We start from the raw sequence: 20,434 nt of genomic DNA on the forward strand, positions 1-20,434 counted from the left end.
CTGGGGGAGTGCGGGGACTACGGCGTCTCAGGTCCCTTGCGGGCTGCTCGCGCCGGCCGGCGCGGGTTCGGTGACGGCGACGTGCTCCCCGAACAGTCCGTGCAGGATCCGGGTGATGGCCTCCGCGAGGGCCCGGCACGCCACCGGGTCGATGATCGCGGCCAGGCTCGGCATCCCGAGGTCGAAGGCGGCCGTGAAGCGCACCAGGACGTCCGTGCCGTCCTCAGTGACCAGCCAAGCGCCGGCGAACGCGTCGAAGTCCCCCTCGACCTGGGCGAATTCGATGGTGAGCGCGTCCGGGTCGATCCGGTCGTGCTCGGACCAGCACAGCACGCCGTTGCGGAAGTTCACCGACCAGTGGGACGCGACCACCCCGCGGTCGACGTCGGTGACGGTGACCTCGCGCACCGCGTCGGTGTACCGGGGGTACGCCGCGAAGTCCGCGAGCCGGTCGAAGACCGTGCGGGGACCGGTGCCGGGGACGCGGGCGTCCAAAGTGACCTCGGGCATCGTCAGTGCACCGTCCTTCGGGTCGACGAGAGGGCATTGATCAGGGCGGTGCGGGCGGAGGCGAAGGCGTCCGCCAGCACGTCCACGTCGGCGTCGGTGAGGACCGCGGGCGGTGTCAGCCGCACCACCTTGTGGGCGTTCAGCGAGTGGTTGACCAGCACCCCGGCCCGCAGCAGGTGCAGCACCAACTCGCCGGCCAGGCCCTCGTCGGCGAGTTCGACGCCGATCAGCAGGCCCCGGCCGCGGATCTCCACCACGGCGTCCCCCATGACGGGGGCGAACGCCTCGTCGAGCAGGTGCAGCAGCTGCTCGCCCCTGGCGCGTGCACGGTCGACGAGACGTTCGTCCTCGATCGCCGTCACGGCCGCCGCGGCGGCGGCCATGGCCACCGGAGCCCCGGCGAAGGTGGAGGTGTGCAGGAACGGATCGCGGTCGAAGGGCGCGTAGGCGTCCGCGGTGGCCACGGCGGCGGCGACCGGGACCACCCCGCCGGAGAGGTTCTTGCCCACCAACAGCACGTCGGGGGTGACCTCCTCGGCGTCGGCACCCCACCAGGAACCGAGCCGGCCGAGCCCGGTCTGGATCTCGTCGAGTACGAAGAACGCGCCGTGCTCGCGGCACGCCCGCTGCACCCGCCGCAGGTACCCGACCGGCGGCAGCACGACCCCGGCCTCGCCCTGGACGGGTTCGACGACCACGCACGCGGGCCCGCCCCGGGCCAGCGCCCGGTCGAGGGCGTCGGCGTCCCCGTACGGCACGTGCTCGGCGGCCAGCAGCGGCCGGAACGGATCCTGGTAGAACGGCTTCGCCGTCAGGGCCAGGGCACCGGTGGTCTTGCCGTGGTAGCCGCCCACGGCGGACACCAGCCGCCGCTTGCCGTGCGCGCGGGCCAGCTTGATCGCGGTCTCCGTCGCCTCCGCGCCGGACGTCACGAAGTGCACGTAGTCCAGTCCGGCGGGGGTCACGCGCGCCAGCGCCCCGGCGGCCCGCGCCACGACCGGCTCCAGCAGGATCCGGGTGGCCATCGGATGCCGGCGAACCTGTTCGACGACCGCGTCCACCACCGCCGGATGGCAGTGGCCCAGCAGGAACACGCCGTACCCGCCGCAGTCGACGTACTCCCGGTCGCTCGCGTCCCGCACCCTGGAGCCGGCGGACGACACCTCCGTCACCGAGCCGGTCAGCGCGGCGAGCCTGGCCCGCCCGCGGCTGACATGGCGCCGGTAGAGGTCCATGACCGCGCCGGCGTCCGGCGCGCCTTCGGCCCCGGTCCGCCGTGCGCTCGTCGGTGCGGTCATCGCGACGCCACCTCCGCCGGCCGGCCCGTACGCACCAGCCCCCGGGCACGGGCGATGTGCCGTACGGATGCCTCGTACGCGGACTCGATCGCGTCGGGCGTCAACGCGGCCACCCCGGCGGGGGTGCGGCCCAACGTGCTCGGGAACTCGCCGGCGTCGGCGAACAGCGCCGTCATCGCCAGCAGGTCGTCGAACCTGCGGCGGGCACGCGGATGGAGCGCGGAGATGAACACCGGGCGGATCAGCCGGTCCACCATGTCCGGGCCGACGGTCCGCGGGATCCGCATCGGCACCCCCGCGTCGGCGGCGACCTTCGCGGTCAGCTCCAGCACCCGCCGTGCGCTCGGCGCCGCGGCCCCGGCGGTGATCCACGCCTCGCCGTCGCGGCGCCCCTCGGCGATCAGCGCGGCGACGGAGCGGGCGACCACGTCCTGGGGGACGAAGTCGACGCGGGAGTCGGCGGGCACGGGCACCAGCGGCAGCAGCTCCCGCAGCAGGGCGTGCACGATGCCGTGCATGCCCTGGAAGGCGGCGATCCGTCCGGTGGTCGAGTCGCCGATCACCACCGAGGGCCGGACGATCACCGCCGGCACGCCACTGGCGCGTACGGCCTCCTCGCCGGCGCGTTTGGAGTCCAGATAGTCCTCGGGCCGAGCGGTGGCGTCGCCGGTGGCGGCACCGGTACGGGTCAGCTCCCGGCGGGCCACGAACGCCGTGGACACGTGGTGGAGGACCGCGTCCGCGTCCTCGGTGAAGCGCAGGACCTCGACGGTCCCCGCCTCGTTCAGCCGGTGCGTGGCGGCGGGGCCCGCGGAGAAGTCGGTGATCGCCGCGCAGTGCACGACGACGTCGACGCGGGCGGCGAGCCGCGCGTACGCGGCGGCGTCCAGGCCGAACCTGGCGCTGGTCAGATCGCCGACGACGCTCTCGTCCGCGCCGGGGCAGGGGGTGCGGTGGACCAGGGCGATGACGTGGCAGTGCGTCAACTCGCTGAGCAGTGCGGTGCCGACGACACCGGAGGCTCCGGTGAGCAGCACGGTCGGGGAAACGGGCACGGTTGTGTCACCTCGCGAGCAGGGGCGAAGAGCAGGGGGCTGGTGCAGCAGCAGGTCAGCCGACGCGCAGCGGACGACCGGCGAAGTGGTCGGCGAGCGGGGCGGCCATCCGGCCCCGGGACGGCGGGTGGAACGCCAGGGCCCGGCAGGCGGAGTTGAGGTAGGCGGCGTCGCCGCAGGAGATGAAGGCCATCCCGCCCAGGGCCTCCAGGCAGCGGCCCGCGATCCGGTCGATGGCGTCCTGCGCGGCGTACCGGCACACCAGTGCGTCGGCGAGGGCGTGTTCGCCCGGGTCCGCCCCCGCCGTACGGGCCAGCCCCTCCAGGGCGAGCCAGGAGGCGTGCAGCTCCGTGGTGACCTCGGCTTTGACGGCCGGGGGGAGCTTCGGCGCGGCCAGCACGCGTTCCACCAGGGCGGAGACGGTGCCCAGGTAGCTCGCGGTCATCAGAGCTTCGAACCAGACGAAGCCGACGGTCTGCAACCGGTCCAGGCGCCCGTCGTCGGTGACGCCGGTGCGCACCACGAGATCGGCCGGCACCTCGACGTCGTCCAGCACGACCTCGTCGCTCTCGGCGCCGGCGAGGATCGGGCTGTGCCAGAACGGCCGCACCGAGACCCCGGCCGCGTCCTTGGGCACCAGCGCCACCGCGAGCCTGCTGCTGCCGTCCGGCTCCGGGAGGGCGACGGAGGCGGTCAGCAGGTCCATCGAACGGGACAGGCTGCACGGCTTCTTCGCCCCGCTGAGCCAGATCTTCCCGCCATCGACGCGGGCGGTGAGCGTCGGGCTGAGGATCCCCTGACCGGTGCGGCCCTCGGCGAAGCCGGACGCCAGCAGCAGGCCGTCGCTCGCGATGGCCGCCAGCAGCAGCCACTCCATGCCTTCGCCGGCCGCGGCCGTCTCCACGAGGGAGGCGACGGAGAAGTGGTGCATGGTCGTGGCGACCGCGAGGGAGGGCGAACGGGTGGCGACGGCCCGCTGGATCCGTACCGCGGTCAGCAGGTCCGCGCCCTTGCCGCCGTGTTCGGCGGGGACGAGGAGCCCGGGGCCCCCGGCGGCGCGGAAGGCCGCGACGCCCGGGCCGGCGGGCTGCTCCAGCTCGCTCAGCGGGACGGCGGCGAGGGCCGCGTCCAGGCCCGGCAGCAGCGTTTCGAGAAGCTCACGTTCACGTTGCAGGTAGTGCATGCCCGCGGGCACCCCCGTGCGGTAGAGCGTCAAACGGTCGGGTCCCGACCGCCCCGCGCCCCCTTGCGCGGGATTGACCAATGACCACCACGCTAGGAACCGCAGATGCAGCGGCCCGGCAGATCCGTGTCAATGGAAGGTCAGGGGTTCTCCAGGTTCTCCAGGCCGGACGTTGAGAGCGTCTGTAGGTGCGTTGTCGTTTCCCGCATCGGGTCCGCCCGCGCGGCGTGACACGGCCGACGCCCCCGTCACGGCCACGAAGTACGGGCCGGGACGGGGGCGTCGGTGCGCGAGATGCAGGTGATGCGAGGGGTAGGGGGATACGGGGATGTACGGGGTCAGTCGGAGAGGCCGATCCGTTTGTGGAGCCGGGCCAGCGGCGCCGGAGCCCACCAGTTCGCGCGGCCCGCCAGCCGCATGAACGCCGGCACCAGCACGCCCCGCACCAAGGTCGCGTCCACGACGACGGCCAGCGCCAACCCCACCCCCAGCAGCTTCAACGGCGTCAGCCCGGAGGTCGCGAACGCCAGCAGGACCGACGCCACCAGGGCTGCCGCGGCGGTGATCAGACGCCCGGTGTGCTCCAGCCCCCACGCGACCGACGCCGTGTTGTCACCGCTGCGGGCGTACTCCTCCTTGATCCGGGAGAGCATGAACACCTCGTAGTCCATGGACAGTCCGAACGCCACGCAGAACAGCAGCACCGGGGTGTCGATGTCGATCATCCCGGTGACCACGAAGTCCCCCACGAGCCAGCGCAGGTTGCCGTCCTGGAAGACGAACACCATCGCCCCGAAGGTGGCGGTCAGGCTGAGCAGGTTGAGCACGACCGCCTTGACGGGGATCAGCAGGCTGCCGGTGAACAGGAACAGCAGGACCAGCGTGGAGGCGGCGATGATGCCGAGCGCCCAGGGCAGCTTCTCGCCCAGCGTCGCCTTGGAGTCCACCAGCAGGGCGGCCTGTCCGCCGACGAGCGCGTCCGCCGGCGCGGGGACGCCGCGCACCGCACCGACGAGGTCCATGCCCTGCTGGGAGTACGGCTCGGTGTCCGAGATCACCGCCAGCCAGGTGCCGGTGTCGGAGCCGAAGCGGGCGGACGCCTCGTTCGGCGGCTCGACCTGACGCCCCTGCGCGTAGAAGCCGGTGGCCGCGTCGACCCGGGTGACACCGGGCAGCCGGGACACCTCCTGGGCGTACGCGGCCACGTCCGCGGCGCGCGCGGAGGCGTCCACCTTCGGCAGCACCACCGAGACGGGGGAGCCCTCCCGGCTGTCGAAGTCCTCCCGCAGCACCTGGGCGGCCCGGTACGCCGGGGACGACGGCGGCAGCACCCGGTCGTCGCTGTCGGCGAACTCCACCCGCAGGAACGGCACCCCGAGGGCCAGCAGCAGGGCGACGACGGCGACGGAGAACGGCACCGGCCGCTTCATCACCGCAGTGGCGATCCGGTGCCAAAAGCCGCTCTGCGGATCCCGCTTCGGCGCCGGCTTCCGGCGGCGGCGCAGCCGCGGCACGCTCAGCGCGTCCACCCGCCGCCCCAGCACGGCCAACATCGCCGGCAGCACCACCACCGAACCCACGGCCGCCAACAGCACCACCGCGATCCCGGAGTAGGCGAAGGACCGCAGGTGGTACATGGGGAAGACGAGCATCGCCGACAGCGAAAGCGCCACCGTCAGCGCGGAGAACACCACGGTGCGACCTGCGGTGCGCACAGTCTCGGCTATCGCCGCCCGCACCTCGCGCCCGCCCGCCAACTCCTCCCGGTAGCGGGTGACGACGAAGAGGCTGTAGTCGATCGCGAGCCCGAGGCCCAGCGCCGTGGTGATGTTGACGCTGAACACCGACACCGGCACGAGCAGGTCCAGCAGCCGCAGGACGACGAACGACCCGATGACCGCGATCACCCCGACGAGCAGCGGCAGCAGGGCGGCCACCACGCTGCGGAACACCAACAGCAGGATGAACAGCACGACGGGCGCGGCCAACAGCTCCGCCTTGACCAGGTCCTCGCTGCTGCGTTCCTCGATCTCCATGCGCACGGCCGTGACGCCGGTGGCGGTCACCTCGACGCCGTCGCGTTCGCCGACGGTCTGCGGCACCAGCCGTTTGGCGCTCTTGCGGACGGTGTCCTCGTCCCCCGCGAGCCGCACCAGCACCAACGCCGAGCGACCGTCCTCGGCACGCAGCGGCTCGGCGCGCCCCAGCGACCAGTACGACGCGGCCTGGACCACGCCCCGCTCCGCCGCCAGCTCCGCGGTCAGCCGCTCGCCCTGCCGGGCCACTTCCGGCCCGTCGACGGAGCCGGGCGCCTTGACGACGAAGACCAAGTGCGGTGAGCCGGCGGAGAACTCGGTGTTCAGCAACGCGTCGGCGCGCGCGGCCTCCGAGCCCGGAGAGGTGATCCCCCCTTCCGACAACCGGCTCTCCACGTCGGCGCCGAAGGGCACCGCGACGATCACCGCGATCAGCGCGGAGACCAGCACCAGCCGCCGCCGGCGCGCCAGCCAGCCGCCGAACCGGGCCAGCGGCCCGCCGCCGGGCGGCGCCGACGACCCGCCTTCCTGCCCGGGCGGCGGTGCGGCGACTGAATCGGGAGTGGGATGGGAGCCCACGACTCCTCCTCCGGGTTGACGCGTCCCAGGAGCGGACGCAGGGGGGAACGGCAGTGCGGGGCCGCGTGCGCTGGCGGCGGCCTCGGCGCCGGTCTCCTGCGATGACCTGCGCTGCTCTGCCTGCTCGTGGTGCGACGTCGACCCCCGCGTCAGCGTAGGAAGACCGGTTTCAACGGACTGGCAGCGCAGCGTCAACGGCAGTGCAAATTGCGCCCGGAGGCACGTCGGCGCTCATCACGTGCGTCGCTCGCGGTGGACGGGGGCAGCACCGCGGGCCGCGTGATGTTCCAGCCGCCCCGCGCCTGACGACGTACGTCCACCGGTGGCCCCACCGTGTGGGACAGCGGAGTGATCATTCCCGGGGTAGCGCGTGTGAGACGGGTTGCCCACCCCGCCATGCTGAGACGAAACGGCTTCGACGCCGTGCTGAGAAAGGCCGCGCCGGTACTCGGCGACGGGCCCGGGCGGCGGGGCAGACCCGCCGCCGGATGGCGCAAGGGACTGGTGGCGGCGTTTGCGGCGGTCTCGCCGCTCGCCGGACTCACCGCCGTCGCGGAGGCCGCCCCCGCCCCGACCGCGGTCAAGGCGGCGACGGGCACGCTGTCGCTGTGCTCCGACCGCAGCGTGGACGGCGGGCAGTTGTACGACCTGGCCTTCTTCTCCGGCGGCTCCGGTGGCTACCTCGGCAACGGGAAGATCTTCCCGATCACCGTCGACGCCGGCGGTTGCACCCGCATCGACCGCGGAACGACCCGAGTCAGACGGAAGTCACCCGGCCGGACGTCCCGCCCGGTCCTGGATCGGACGTCACGCGCCGCCCTCGTCGAGCAGCGAGAGCAGGGCGTCGGCCGCGGGCGCCGAGGACGCCGGGTTCTGCCCGGTGATCAGCAAGCCGTCCCGCAGGACGTACGGCTGCCAGTCCCCGGCCTTGGAATACGCCCCGCCGAGCTTGACCAACTCGTCCTCGACCAGGAACGGGACGACGTCGGTGAGCTGGACGGCCTCCTCCTCGGAGTTGGCGAACCCGGTGACCCGCTTGCCCGAGACCAACGGGGTGCCGTCCTCGTTGACGACGTGCCGCAGGACGCCGGGGGCGTGGCACACCAGCGTCACCGGCCGGCCCGAACGCAGGGTCGTCTCGATCAGCCGCGCGGACACGGGGTCCTCGGCCAGGTCCCAGAGCGGCCCGTGGCCGCCGGAGTAGAAGACCGCGTCGAAGTCGCCGGCCGAGACCGAGTCGAGGCGCACGGTGTCCGCCAGCGCCCCGGTCGCCTCCGCGTCGGCCTCGAAGCGTCGGGTCAGGTCGGTCTGGAACTGGGGCTCGTTGCTCTTGGGGTCCAACGGCGGCTGCCCGCCCCCGGGCGAGGCGAGCACGATCTGTGCGCCGGCCTCCTTGAAGCGGTAGTACGGCGCCGCCAGCTCCTCCAGCCAGAACCCGGTCTTGCGGCCGGTGTCCCCCAACTCGTCGTGCGAGGTGAGGACGATCAGAATCTTCATGACACGCTCCTGTGCGAGTGGACCGACGTCCCCCGTGCGGTCTCTCGGCGGGCCGCACGGGGGACAACCACTCATAGACTTCCGTGCCGACGCCGTCCATAGGGGTACCCGGACCCGAGCAATCGCGTGATAGTCGGTTGCCGGGTGCCGCACGCGGTCCGCTGGCGCGCCCCTCGCGCAGTTCCCGGGGCCGGACGCGTTTAGGGCCAGGTCGGAGCAGTGGATTGCGGACTGCAAGGATCCAGGGGTCGACTTTCCAGGGGCGAGGAGACACCCCTACTCCGGATGAATAGGGGTACCCGATCTATGTGAGAACAGGTCGCTTTGTTCCCGGTCCGGTGCCTTCCGTAAGGTCGACTGCGTCGTTGACGCTGATCGTTACGACTGCTTACGCTGTGTCCGCAATGCTGAGTTGCCGGCATTGTTCAGCACGTTCAATTCAGAGCGAGCGTCGGGGGATTGGCAACGTGAGGTCCGTCGAGACCCTTTCGCTCATCAGCATCTGTCGAGAAAGGGTACCGTTATGCCGATTGCAACGCAGGAGAACGTCAGCGGAATGCGCCCGGAGTCCCTTGCCACGCAGGACTTCGCGAACAGCGTTCTGAGCGCGGCGGGCCCGGGGTTCCACTCGGACTCCGAGATTCCCGCGATGGCCACGCCGGCCACGCCGACCGTTGCTCAGTTCGTGATCCAGGGCAGCACCGTCTGCCTGGTTTGCTGACGGAAGAATGAATCGCGTGCCGGAGGGGAACTGGTCAACAGTGCCTTCTCCGGCACGCACTTCCGAGGTACTCATAGCTGCGTCCGGGTCCGAGACGGAAAGACGAAGATGTTGGTGAGTTTGCCACGGTGGAGGAAGAGAACTTCGAGTGCAAGCGTCGCCCAGAAAGCGGCTGATCGAGTCTTCCTGCCGATTGCGATAGGGCAGGTCCTGGCATCCGCGGAGACCCTGAGCCTCAAGGACGTCTTCGACGACGACGGCTATCTCCGAGGCGTTTCGGCCGAGCAGTACCCGGAGGGGAGCCTGCGCCACCGGATCAGTCGCGTGCTCGACCACGCACGCACCCCCAAGGTGCTCGCCGGCGTCACGCTCGCGGCTGCCGTGGGCCTGGCGTTGGGACGCGGCAACCGCAAGGTGCAGATCGCCTCGTCGGCGATCATCGCCACCTGCAATCGACTGAGTGAGATCCGCACGCCGTACGGCCGCGACGGCGCGGACCAGATGACCGCCGTGATCACGCAGTACCGCACGCTCACGGCGCTGATACCCGACCGACGGCTGTCCGACGACCTCTTCCTGCGGGCCGTCAACTTCCAGTCCGGGCTCAGCTACGCGGTCTCGGGCATCTCCAAAGCCTTCGGCAGCAGTTGGATCCAGGGCGACGCGCTGCCCGAGATCCTGCAGACGGAGGCGTACGGCCGGGGGCCAGCCGCCGAGCTGCTGCGAAGACGGCCGAAGCTGTCCCGTGCGATGACCGTCGGCACGGTGGTGTGGGAGAGCGCCTTCCCGCTGGTCTATCTGCTGCCGCGGCAGCAGGCGTCACACGCGCTCTCCGCGGTCAAGCTGTTCCACGTCGGCGTCGCGGCCACCATGGAGCTGCCGCGGTTCGTCTGGGGTTTCGTCGGCTCCCACGGAGCGGTCGGCTACGTGCTGGACACCCGGGGCAACCGTCGGACGTTCGAGAAGGCCGTGGTCGGCACCGCCTGCGGGGTGGCCGTCGCGAGCGCCCTGATAGCCCGTGAGAAGCGCAAGATCGCAGAGCAGCGACGACTGGGCCCCAAGGGCGTCTCGCAGCTCCAGAGCGCGTTCGGCACGGTCGAGTACGTCGTCAACCGGCCTTCAGACAACACGGACAACGCGGATGGCACGGATGGTGCAGTCGGCGCGGACGGCGCCCGGCCCGTCGTCGTCCTGGAATGCGGCCTCGGGCAGTCCCTCGAATCGTGGGAATGGGTCGCGGAGCGGCTGGCCCGGGACCACACGGTCATCCGCTATCACCGGTCCGGATACGGCCTGACGAACGCCCGGGCGTCCAGCGGTGACATCCTCAGCGCCGTCCTCGACGAAGTCGGGATCCAGGGCGAGGTCGTGGTGGCGACCCATTCGATCGGTTCGCTGAGCGCGGCGTCCTACGTCGGCGACCCCCGATTCGTCGACCGGATCCGCAAACTCGTCGTCGTCGACGGAACCGACCCCGAACTGCTGGACGCGGACCGCTCCGATCGCCGTCGATTCGGGAAGTTCATCCAGTCGCAGGTGCACACCCTCTTCGCCGCCGTGACAGGGATCTACGAGTGGGCACCGAACGCGGTCCAGCGGCAGGCGGGCTACACGCCCGACACCCAATACAGCCACGTCCAGTTCGTGTTCTCGCCGCAGAACATCGTCAACTCGGTACGGGAATACGTGAAGATGGGCACTGAAGGGACCCTCGCCGAGCTCAGCGCGGTCAAATCGGTCCTCGTCGTCGCATCCGGCGAGAACGCCGAGCAGCAGTCGGCGCTGGCGAAGAAGCTCGGAGCCGACGTCGAGGTGGTGGCTGGATCCGCCCACCGGTCGATCATTGGATACAAGAATCACGCCGAGAAGGTCGAAGGCGCCATCAGAAGGTTCATACATGCTGGGTGAACGAATCAGAGGTACCGCAGGCGCGTTCGCCGTGGGGGCGATCGCCGCGCATCTGGTCTCGACGGTCTTGCAGAACACACCGGACTCCTACAATCAGGACCTGAGGAAGTTCACCGGCGGCTGGCCCATTCCCGGTTGGCGCTTCTTCGCACCGAACCCGGGCGTGCAGAACGTCCATCTGCTGGTGCGCGAGGTGAAGTCCGACGAAACCGAGCCGACGCCGTGGCGCGACGTCACCCCTCAGGTGGCACACGGCTGGAAACAGGTCGTCTGGAATCCTGCGAGCCGGGGCCCCAAAGCGCTGTTCGACGCCATGCAGCAGCTTTCGGTGATGAGCTCGAACCACGCCGAATTCAACTGGGTCACCCAGAGCTCGCCGTACCGGCTGGTGTTCTCGGCGAGCCGGGCCTCCGCCGGGGACGACGCGAGGGCCCTGCAATTCCTGCTGATGAACGTCTTTCCCAGCGCACCGCCGGAGCAACGGATGAAGCCGATCCTCACGTCCGAGTGGATTCCGCTCCACCCCGCGGTCGACAGCGAGGCAGCCGCCGCATGAACGTGGAGCAGTTCGAGGGCGCCGAAGTGCACCTTCACATCACGGGGTCCATCAGCGCCGCGCTGGTGCCCTGGTGGATCCACTGGCTGCGGGAGCTGAACCCGGAGCTGACCGTGAACGTGTCGGTCACCCGGTCCGCCACGCGGTTCCTGGCGGTTCGGTCGCTGCGCCACCTGGCCAACGGTCGGGTGTGGGTCGACGCGTGGGACGAGTCGGACGTACCGCCCGAGGTCAACAGCGGACGGAGCGGCGCGTCCGAGTGCCTCCTCGTCTTCCCCGCGACCCTGGACACCCTCATGCGCCTGGCGCAGGGCCGGGCGGACTCGCCCGCCCTGATGATGCTGCAGGTCACGGACCTGCCCATCGTCATCGCCGACACGCTCCCCGGGTCGAACGAGATCGTGGAGGCCAACCTGCGCACCCTCCGGCTCCGTTCGAACGTCGCATTCGCACCACGGGTGACCGGCGTGCGCGCCAGCAACCGCGCGGCGGCCGAGGTGGGGTTCAACCTGCCGGGCGCGATCGCGGTGGCCAACGAAATGCTGAAGAAAGGTCGCCCCAGTGAGTGACGCGAGCGTGTACGACGAGAACGCGATCGACGCCTACGACCTGCTGTCGTCCATGCTCTCACCGGGTGCCCCGCACGCGGCCTGGGTGTCCTCGCACCGACCGCTGGCTGGGCAGAAGGTGCTGGACCTCGGGGCCGGTACGGGCGTCTCCTCGCTCGCGCTCGCCGAGGCCGGAGCCCGCGTCGTGGCCGTCGACGCATCGACGCCGTCGCTGGACCTGCTCAAGAGCAAGTGTGGCGAACACCCCGTCGAAGCGGTCGAAGGCGACTTCCGCCACCTCCGCCTCGACGACGCGTTCGACGTCGTCACCCTGTCGCGGAACACGTTCTTCCTCGCCCAGAGCCAGGACGAGAAGATCGATCTCCTCCGGGTCGTCGAACGGCACCTGAAGCCCGGAGGCACGGCCTTCCTCGACTGCACCGACCCCGCCGAGTACCTCCAGGCGGGCGGCGACGCGCATTCGGTGACGTACCCCCTGGGCCGGGAAAACATGGTGACGATCACCCAGACGTCGGACCGCGCCGCCCAAGCCGTGCTGAGCATCTTCCTGGTGCAGAGCGCAACGAAGCTCACGGCTTTTCACGAGACGGCCACCTGGGCGACGCTCGCGGAGATTCGACTGATGGCACGCATGGCGGGTCTGGAAGTGTCACACGTCAACGGTTCCTACGCGGGCGAGGACTACGGCCCGCGCTCCCGCGAAATGCTGATCGTGCTCCAGCGCCCGTAGGTCGTGTCCGCCGAGTCCCGCGTGGCCCGTGCGGCAGTGCCGCGCCTTGGCTGGCGCGCTTGCGTCGTGGTGCGTGTGCGGCCATGGCGTCTGCGGCCCGTCTGCGGCTGTTCGCGCAGTTCTCCGCGCCCCTAAATGCCTCCGTCCCAGCCCGCAGACAAGCGACGGGGGAAGAACAACAGGGGCGCGGGGAACTGCGCGAACAGCCCACCACCGGCCAGCCGGGACCAACGCTCCACCAGGGAAACGGCGGCTACGTCGAGAGACGCAGGAGCGCGCGCGGGACTTTGCGGACACGGCCCAGCCGGAACTCCCGTCGAGCGGAGCAAGGAGGCCCGCTCAACCGACGTCCGGTGCGACGTCGTTGATGCGGGCCACCGCGGTGCGGGCCGTTGCCCGCGGATCGCGGGCCCGGCCGCGCTGGAACGCTGCCGCGTAGGCCTCGTCCCCCAGCGCTGCTCGCGCCTTCTCGCGCGCCCGTTCCACGTCCCGCGCCTCACCGGGCGGCAGTTTGGCCCGTACGGCGGCGCGGCCCGCGGCGGCCGTCCCGAGGTGCTCGGCGGCCAGCCGCGCACGGCCCGCATCCGCCCACGCGGCGGACAGCCCCTCCAGCGCACGTGCGATGGAGCGCAGCGAACCCGTCTCCAGGGCGGCCCGCGTGCCCCGTGCGTGCTCCCTGAGCGCCGTGTCCGTGTCGCCGCGCAGCTCGGCCACGTATCCGAGTTCGGTGAAGACCAGCGCCGTCTCCACGGTGCCGGTCGCCTCGCCGCAGTGCGCCAGCCACGCCCGTAGACGGGTCTCGGCGGTGTCGAGGCGGCCCTCGCGGCGGGCGGCCAGGCCCGAACCGAGCTGGGCCAAGCGCTCGCCGAAGTCGTAGCCGATCTCGGTGGCCATCCGCCCGGCCTGCCGCAGCAGTTCGCGCGCTTCGTGGAAGTCGCCCTCGGCCATCGCGCACCAGGCGAGGCTGGAGAGCCAGTAGGACACCTCGGGCCAGAGGCCGAGGCCGCGGGCGATCGTCAGGGCCTCGCGGCCGATGCGGGAGGACTCGCGCAGGTCGCCGATGATCTCGGCGTGCCGGCTGAGCACGGCCATGGCCTGCAACTGCCCCCACTGGTCGCCCAGTGCACGGAAGAGGCGCAGCGCCTCGCCGGCATCGGTGGCGTGCCGGGGGGAACTGCCCTGGCTCTGCTCCAGCCAGGCCCGGTTGGACAGGGCCACCGCGGTGCCCCACTGGTCGCCCTGCGTACGGAAGTCGGCGAGGGCCCGGTCCAGGAGTTCCCAGCCCCGTTCCCTGTGGCGGTGCTCGTTGAGCGCGGGTCCCAGGAACCACATGGCCCGCGCGCGGGCGTTGGCGTCCCGCGCGTCGTCGAAGTGCGCCAGCGCGGCGTCGGCGCGCGCCACGACGTCCGTCGCGTGCGGCGCCATGTTCTCCAGGCCGGCGTGCCAGGCGGTGGCCACGGCCCGCAGTTGACGGCTGCCGCCGTCCATGGCGAGGGCCTCCGCGAGGAGCCGGTGCGCTTCCGCCAGCCGGCCGCGCACCCACCGGTACCAGAACGGGGCGGAGGCCAGCACGAGCGCGGCGCCGGTGTCCCCGCGGCGTACGGCGGTGGCCGATGCGGTGCGCAGATTGGCGGCCTCCTGGTCCATCAGGTGCAGCCAGCGCCGTTGTGCCGGGCCGCGCAGCATCGGGTCGGCGCGCCGGGCGAAGTCGGCGTAGTAGCGCATGTGCCGCTCGTGGACCTCGGCGGCCTCCCCGGACTCCGCCAGCTTCTCGGCGGCGTACGCGGCGATGGACTCCAGGAGTCGGTAGCGCGGCCCCTCCTCGGTCTCCACGACGCTGACCAGGGACTGTTCGACGAGTCTGGAGAGCGGCCCCAGCACCTCGCCGCTCAGGTCGCTGCCGATGTCGCCGGGCGCTTCCTGCGTGAGGTCGGCCTCCGCGGCAACCGCCCGTGCCGCCTGCGGTGTGCAGCCGTCGGAGTGCGCCGACAGCCGCTGCAACACCCGGCGCTCGTCCTCGGTCAGCAGCTCCCAGCTCCAGTCGATCACGGCACGCAGCGTCTGCTGGCGCCGGGGCAGCGTACGGTGACCGCCGTCCAGGAGCCGGAAGCGGTCGTCCAGGTGTGCGCACAGCTGGCTGAGGCCCAGCGCGCGCACCCGGTGGGCGGCGAGCTCCAGAGCCAGGGGCAGCCCGTCGAGGCGATGGCACACCGAGGCGACGAGGGGGAGCGTCTGGGCGTCCAGCCGCAGGTGCGGCGCGTGCCCGCGCGGCGAAGAGCCGTACGGCGCTGGGAGCCGAGGCCAGGTCGGCGGGCGGACGGCCACCGTCGGTGTCCAACGGCGCGACCTCGTGGACGTGTTCGCCCTCGGCCCGTAGCGGCTCCCTGCTGGTGACCAGGCAGCGGAGCCGGGGCGCACTGGTCAGGAGCAGATGGACGAGCCGGGCCACGGGGACGAGGGCGTGCTCGCAGTTGTCGAGCACGAGCAGGAGGCGGGAGCCGCGCAGCCGTTCGGCGAGGTGGGCGGCGGGTGCCGGGCGGCCGTGCTCCTCCGCTGCGCCGTCGCGGATCCCCAGCCCGGCGGTCACGGCCTCCGCGACCCGGTCGAGCGAGCCGTCGGCGCGTGCGAGGGCGCCCAGTTCCACCAGCCGCACCCCGTCGGGGAAGTCCGGTTCCAGCGCGGCGGCGACCTCCAGCGCGAGCCGTGTCTTGCCCACGCCGTCCGGTCCCGTCAGACACACCAGTCGCCCCTCGTCAAGGAGCGCTCGCACCCGCCGGACCTCCTCCGCGCGCCCGATCAGCGCGTTGACCGGCGCGGGCAGGTTGGAACGTGGGCGCAGCGCGAGGCCCGAATCAGGCGGCCGTACAAGACCTGAGCACAGACGGGGTGCCGTACGCAGTCTCATCAGTGAACGTCTGCGCGGCTGAGTTCTAGACTGCCCGCAGGGCGCCTGCATCAGCATCTGCTTGAGCCGAACTTCGTTCTGAAACGAACAGCGAGTGGGGCGTCCGGCGAAACGAAGAGGCGGGATTCCTGTGGCGGACGGGCATCCGGGATGTCCACGGGAAGACGCGGCGACGGCACTCCGGCAGGAACGGTCAGCGGACACGTGGGCGAACGACTGCCAGCGGGCACTGGGAGAACTGTAGAAGGTGGTGGCTCACGGATCCCAGTGCCAAGCCTCGGAAGCCTCCCAACCCTCGGGAGCCGACGACCAGGAGGTCCGCCCGGTCCGACGCACGGGCAAGTGCGACGATGGGTCCGTCATCGGGTAGCTCTTCCACGACTTCGACTTCGGGATGCCGTTCGCGCAGTGGAGCCAACCACCCCTTCAACGCCTGTCGTTGTTCTTGGCGCAGGGCGTCCTGGGCCGTACTGACCGCTGCGGGAGGGCCCGGATGACTCCAGGCGTGCACCGCCTGCAACTGGGCGCCGGTCAGCGACGCCACCTCGAAGGCGTACTCCAAAGCGGCATCGGAGTGAGCTGATCCGTCCGCGCCGACGACGACGCGTCGATGACCGCTGCTGACGTGGTTGACGATGACCACGGGGCTCGTCGAGTGACCGACGACCTGCAACGCGACGGAACCAAGGAGCAGGCCTCCGAATCCGCCTGTCCCCTTGGCACCGAGAACCATGGTGTGGGCGTGCTCGGCCTCGGCCAGCAGGACCGCCGCCGGCGTGCCCGAGACAAGGACGGGGGCGACTTCCAGACCCGGGTGGGCTTCCTGCGCGATGGCCACGGCTTCCTCAACGACACCCTGGTCCCGGTGGCTCTCCTCCCAAGCACGGCCCTCGGGGGTCGACGCGTACACATGAGCCGGAGGTAGGACGTGAACGATGCGTAGGGCGCGCTGCCGGAGCGCCGCCTCTCGGGCAGCCCACACCAGGGCGCGCAGACTTCGTCCGGATCCGTCAACCCCGACAACGATCGGATCAGCCATTTCTTCTCCCGGGTGTGCAATTGCCAGCCTTCGCCGTCCGCGTCCCCTCCGCGCTGCGCCTACTCGTTGCCCGGCGCCGAGCTGCCTCCTGCTCGGTCCTGCACCAAGCGGGTGGCCCCCACAGGCTGCGAAGGGTCACATCGGCACCGCCGGACGGTGGGACGCTCCCTACCACCGTCGACCACAAGTTTCGTCGAGGCACCTCAGAGCGGGCCGGAAGGACGTAGCCCCATCGCTGAGGACCGTCGACTTCCGTGGACGGGACCAGGGCCCGAGACAAGCAACCGGTGCTCCGGCTGCCCGGTCGGGGTACCGGGGTCCTGCTCCGTTGAGAGCACTGCGCCTCCAGTTCGGCAACCATGCCGAGGACCCATGCCGCTGTGACGTTCGTACAGGCGTTGCGTCGGTCCCGGGATCGCGATACCGATGCCGGCCCGAGAGCTGCCGGTACCGCTCGGCGACGACATCCGCAGGGCCACGTCCTTGCACGTCCGACTGGTGCTTGCGGAGAGCGCGGCCTTTGCACGGCGCCACCGAGCGTTCACGCACTGCCCTTCGCGAGGGAGGAAAGCGCGGCGTCGAGTAGGCGAGTCGCCTCGTCCGCTACGGAAGCCATGGCGTCAACGCCGGTGAGAGCGACCATGGTGGAGGGGTCGATTGCCTGCACGATCACTTGGTCGTCCTCCGTACGGACCACGACGTTGCAGGGGAGCAGGAGCCCGACTGCGGGGTCGGCGTCCAGCGCCTGACGGGCAAGCGCGGGATTGCACGCTCCGAGGATGAGATACGGCTCCATGTCGTGGTCGAGCTTCGCCTTGAGCGTGGCCCGGACGTCAATCTCCGTCAGGATGCCGAAGCCTTGGTCGGCCAGCGCACGGCGTACGGTCTCCACCGTCTCGTCGAAGGCGCCCGCCAGCTTGATGCTGCGGTCATACGGCATGCTCTCCACCTCACTGTTCCCATGACACCGATCGGCACATGGCGCGGTTCTGGTCCCAGCACCGACAGCACGATGCCCTGACCGGATTCGTCCGGAGACGCACCACAGCGGTGGAGCTGTGGCTTGGGCCGTCCGGTGCTCCTGTACGCCGCCTCCCAGCGTGACAACAGGGTGTCCCGCGCGCCACCCGCGTCCACGTCCGGCGCGCGGCCCGCCCTTGCGCGCCTTTTGCCCGCAGGGGCGGGCCCCGAGGCGACGCCTGGCCTGGGGCGGACGCGTCGTCGTGACGCGTGGGCGAGATGGGCTCCCGCGGTGGCCTGGCTCAGTCATGTGGGACGACGGCGACCGGGCAGGGCGCGTGATGTAGGGCGGCATGGGCTACGGGACCGAGGCGCGGTGCGAGGGCGGGGCGGTGCTTGCGTCGGCCGACGACCAGCACATCGGCCCCCTCGGCGGTGCGCACGACGGCCTCGGCCGGACTTTCGAGCCGAACGGCGTCTATCGGCTCCACGCCGGGGAACTTCTCGCGCCAGGGGCGGAGGACCTCAGCCAACCGTTGCTGCGCCACCTTTGTGATCTCCTCGACGACGTGGTGGTCCACGCCCCCCGGAGTCTGCGCGTGAATTGGCAGGCTCCGACCGTGGACGACCTGGAGTGGCACCCCACGGGCCGCAGCTGCCGTGAAGGCAAAGGCGAGCAGGTCATCGCAGGGATCGTGCAGCTTCAGCGCCACCACGACGCTGTTACCGGCGGATGCCGAGCCGTCTTGGCGGGCATTTAGACGGACCAGCACCACGGGTCTCGTGGCCCGCGCCACCACGGCCATGCTCACGGAGCCGAGGAAGTAGCTCTCGGCGGACGTCAGGCCGCGCGACCCCAGAACGGTCAGATCGGACTCGGATGCCGCCTTCAGCAGCGCGTCCTGAGCGTCGTTGGCGGCCAGGTTGCCGACGACTGGGAGGTCCGGGTGGCGTTCCTGGAGTTCCGCTTGCGCCTGGCGCACGATCCGTTTCGCCCAGTAGTTCTGGTCGATCTCCGATGCGGCACGGATCGGCTCTGGCACGAGCGTGGGCCAGGCATGCAGCAGACGCAGCGTGCATTTGCGCCGCCCGGCCTCGTCGGCGGCCCAGTGAGCGGCTGCCATGCTCTCGGGCGAGCCGTCCAGGCCGACCGTGACGACGGGCTCCATGCAAGATGCCTCCATCTCGAACCGCGGGGGAGGGGAGCGGGCGTGTCGACGGGCGAAGGCCCAAGCACGCCTTCTCCTCATTCGAGGATTACCCCAGATCGTCCTGCGCGCATACGCGCGACGATGTCCCCCCGGGCCCTTCCCGGCGGTGCGGCCCCAGCCGAATCCGCGGTGGACATTCCTGGGCGTCTCATCCGCGGGACTGGAACCTCGTTCCCACCTCGGGGCGGAGTGACCGGGCCACTTCCGGGTCGAAGGGTTCGGTGCTGGGGGTGAGCATGGACGCGGCGGCCACAGCCACTCCCAGCGCGCAGGCGTCGACCGGTTCGTCTCCGGCAGCCAGCCGCGTGGCGATGGCGGCCACCATGCCGTCTCCCGCGCCGGCGTCGCTCAACGGCTCACCGGGCAACGGTGGCGCGTGCAGTTCGACATGGCCCTGCTGGGTCGAGCACACCGCGCCCAGCGCTCCCACCGTGGTGACGGCGACCTCGGCGGCCCCCGAGGTGAGTAGGTGCTCGTTGACGGCTCGGGCGTCGTCCAAGGCGAGGACGTCCCGACTGGTGAGGCTTGCGGCCTCCGTCCGGTTGCACCTGAGGAGGAAGACGCCTTCCGAGAGCGCTGCGCCGAGCGCCGGCCCGGAAGTGTCCAGAATCAGTCGGCATCCGGCTTCCTTGGCACGACGGGCGGCGGCTGCGTAGAAGTCGGCTGGCAGGCCGCCCGGCAAGCTGCCGCTGGCCACGACGTACGGGTGTTCCCTCATGGCCCGCTCCAGCACGTCCAGGCACCACACCGCTTCGTGGTCGCGCAGTCGTGGGCCGGGCGGCACGATGTGGTAGCTGTGCTGCGGATCCGTCGTGACCAGCACGAGAGCTTCGCGGGTCTCGCCCTCGACACCGACGGCGACGTGGTCGACGCCCTCTTCGTCCAACAGCCGGTTCAGGCGCAGCCCTACCTCGCCTCCGGCGGTGTGGACGGCGGTGGCCCGGCCTCCGAGCCGCACCACACCACGGGCGACGTTGATCCCCCCGCCCCCGGCGGTCACCGACCTGACTCGGGCACGGTTCTTGCCGATGCCCTCCAAGCGCCCGACCTCCCAGCAGAGATCGACGGCGGGGTTCATCGTCAACGTGAGCACGGACGGCCCAGCAGCCTCGCGCCCCGACTTCCTCGCGTTGTCGGTGCTCCCTTCCGCGGCGGGGCCCGGCCTCCCCATCGCGTTCACCGCGGTGCGCAGGCCGAAGTGCCCGACCGCGCTCGGCATACCGCCTGTTCGACACGGTCTCGCGTCATCGCGCTCACCTCCGTGGACGGGAACACGAACCGCTACCAATGCTGGGGTAGTGCGAGGTCACCCGCATGCCGACTGCACTGCCCCGCCTACGGGCCCGCTGCCCAGCACCTCGGTTCCCGAGCCTGACCGGGGCGTCGGACCGTGGGACCACACCGTTGCTCGGGCACCCCGCCACCCGCCGGAGCACCTCGCGGGCAGGGAACCAGTCCCGCTCAGCACCCTCCGTCCCGACGCGTTGCCGTGGGGCCACCACTCGCTCCGCGTACGACCAGCACCGGACGGACAGCGGGCGTGGTGCACGCAGTGCGTGCTGACCGACCCGAGGAGCATTCCGGTGAAGGCCCCGCACCCGTGGCTGCCGACCACCAGGAGGTCGGCGTCTTGGGACGCCCAGGGCCTGCACGGCCGCCGGGTACCCCTCGACGACC

General features: G+C 71.2%; 18 protein-coding genes. 6 read left to right on the forward strand and 12 right to left on the reverse strand.

Translation table 11 applies throughout. The features are described from left to right. Positions 1–27: 27 nt before the first annotated feature. The 6 genes from ABZ842_RS16050 to ABZ842_RS16075 all read right to left on the reverse strand — a co-directional run bounded on the left by ABZ842_RS16050 (position 28) and on the right by ABZ842_RS16075 (position 8,158). Positions 28–510, reverse strand: a complete 483-nt coding sequence (locus ABZ842_RS16050) for an SRPBCC family protein (protein ID WP_361537283.1) — start codon at positions 508–510, stop codon at positions 28–30. A 2-nt stretch (positions 511–512) separates the two neighbouring features. After that, the gene (locus tag ABZ842_RS16055) at positions 513–1,808 is read right to left on the reverse strand and encodes an aminotransferase class III-fold pyridoxal phosphate-dependent enzyme (protein WP_361537284.1); all 1,296 of its coding nucleotides are present in this window, start codon (positions 1,806–1,808) and stop codon (positions 513–515) included. Beyond that, the gene (locus ABZ842_RS16060) at positions 1,805–2,863 is read right to left on the reverse strand and encodes an SDR family oxidoreductase (RefSeq protein ID WP_361537285.1); all 1,059 of its coding nucleotides are present in this window, start codon (positions 2,861–2,863) and stop codon (positions 1,805–1,807) included. The genes ABZ842_RS16055 and ABZ842_RS16060 overlap by 4 nt, the downstream gene beginning before the upstream one ends. Before the next feature lie 55 nt (positions 2,864–2,918). Continuing rightward, complete coding sequence (locus ABZ842_RS16065; protein ID WP_361537286.1) at positions 2,919–4,046, reverse strand: acyl-CoA dehydrogenase family protein; 1,128 nt, start codon at positions 4,044–4,046, stop codon at positions 2,919–2,921. Between the two features lie 338 nt (positions 4,047–4,384). Then, positions 4,385–6,661, reverse strand: a complete 2,277-nt coding sequence (locus ABZ842_RS16070) for an MMPL family transporter (RefSeq protein ID WP_361537287.1) — start codon at positions 6,659–6,661, stop codon at positions 4,385–4,387. 807 nt (positions 6,662–7,468) lie between these two features. Next, a complete protein-coding gene (locus tag ABZ842_RS16075) occupies positions 7,469–8,158 on the reverse strand; it encodes a type 1 glutamine amidotransferase domain-containing protein (protein ID WP_361537288.1) in 690 nt (229 codons plus the stop codon). Positions 8,159–8,681: 523 nt separating this feature from the next. Here ABZ842_RS16075 and ABZ842_RS16080 point away from each other — a divergent pair. From ABZ842_RS16080 to ABZ842_RS16100, 5 genes are all read left to right on the forward strand, one after another. Next, positions 8,682–8,879, forward strand: coding sequence for a cypemycin family RiPP (locus ABZ842_RS16080; protein WP_361537289.1), 198 nt, complete (start codon positions 8,682–8,684; stop codon positions 8,877–8,879). A gap of 114 nt (positions 8,880–8,993) precedes the next feature. After that, complete coding sequence (locus ABZ842_RS16085; protein WP_361537290.1) at positions 8,994–10,787, forward strand: alpha/beta fold hydrolase; 1,794 nt, start codon at positions 8,994–8,996, stop codon at positions 10,785–10,787. Next, positions 10,777–11,343, forward strand: a complete 567-nt coding sequence (locus ABZ842_RS16090) for a hypothetical protein (RefSeq protein ID WP_361537291.1) — start codon at positions 10,777–10,779, stop codon at positions 11,341–11,343. The genes ABZ842_RS16085 and ABZ842_RS16090 overlap by 11 nt, the downstream gene beginning before the upstream one ends. Then, positions 11,340–11,912 carry a CypD family RiPP peptide-cysteine decarboxylase gene (locus ABZ842_RS16095; protein WP_361537292.1) on the forward strand — a complete coding sequence of 191 codons (573 nt, stop codon included), beginning with the start codon at positions 11,340–11,342 and terminating at the stop codon, positions 11,910–11,912. Before ABZ842_RS16090 ends, ABZ842_RS16095 begins: the two co-directional genes overlap by 4 nt. Next, entirely contained in the window at positions 11,905–12,642 is a 738-nt protein-coding gene (locus ABZ842_RS16100) for a class I SAM-dependent methyltransferase (protein WP_361537293.1), read from the forward strand. Before ABZ842_RS16095 ends, ABZ842_RS16100 begins: the two co-directional genes overlap by 8 nt. Positions 12,643–12,981: 339 nt before the next feature. On the opposite strand, the gene ABZ842_RS16105 is transcribed toward ABZ842_RS16100, so the two are convergent. Continuing rightward, complete coding sequence (locus tag ABZ842_RS16105) at positions 12,982–14,967, reverse strand: hypothetical protein (RefSeq protein ID WP_361537294.1); 1,986 nt, start codon at positions 14,965–14,967, stop codon at positions 12,982–12,984. Positions 14,968–15,073: 106 nt separating this feature from the next. On the opposite strand from ABZ842_RS16105, the gene ABZ842_RS16110 reads away from it, so the two are divergent. After that, the gene (locus ABZ842_RS16110; RefSeq protein WP_361537295.1) at positions 15,074–15,517 is read left to right on the forward strand and encodes a hypothetical protein; all 444 of its coding nucleotides are present in this window, start codon (positions 15,074–15,076) and stop codon (positions 15,515–15,517) included. A 223-nt stretch (positions 15,518–15,740) separates the two neighbouring features. On the opposite strand, the gene ABZ842_RS16115 is transcribed toward ABZ842_RS16110, so the two are convergent. The 5 genes from ABZ842_RS16115 to ABZ842_RS16135 all read right to left on the reverse strand — a co-directional run bounded on the left by ABZ842_RS16115 (position 15,741) and on the right by ABZ842_RS16135 (position 20,372). After that, entirely contained in the window at positions 15,741–16,586 is an 846-nt protein-coding gene (locus ABZ842_RS16115) for a universal stress protein (RefSeq protein WP_361537296.1), read from the reverse strand. Between the two features lie 541 nt (positions 16,587–17,127). After that, positions 17,128–17,526, reverse strand: coding sequence for a DUF302 domain-containing protein (locus tag ABZ842_RS16120; protein ID WP_361537297.1), 399 nt, complete (start codon positions 17,524–17,526; stop codon positions 17,128–17,130). A gap of 322 nt (positions 17,527–17,848) precedes the next feature. Beyond that, a complete protein-coding gene (locus ABZ842_RS16125) occupies positions 17,849–18,715 on the reverse strand; it encodes a universal stress protein (RefSeq protein ID WP_361537298.1) in 867 nt (288 codons plus the stop codon). A 190-nt stretch (positions 18,716–18,905) separates the two neighbouring features. Further along, positions 18,906–19,976 carry a hexose kinase gene (locus tag ABZ842_RS16130; RefSeq protein ID WP_361537299.1) on the reverse strand — a complete coding sequence of 357 codons (1,071 nt, stop codon included), beginning with the start codon at positions 19,974–19,976 and terminating at the stop codon, positions 18,906–18,908. 87 nt (positions 19,977–20,063) lie between these two features. Next, positions 20,064–20,372, reverse strand: coding sequence for a universal stress protein (locus tag ABZ842_RS16135; RefSeq protein ID WP_361537300.1), 309 nt, complete (start codon positions 20,370–20,372; stop codon positions 20,064–20,066). Between the last annotated feature and the right edge of the window lie 62 nt (positions 20,373–20,434).

The organism is Streptomyces sp. NPDC047315 (assembly GCF_040643215.1).
GTDB lineage: Bacteria > Actinomycetota > Actinomycetes > Streptomycetales > Streptomycetaceae > Streptomyces.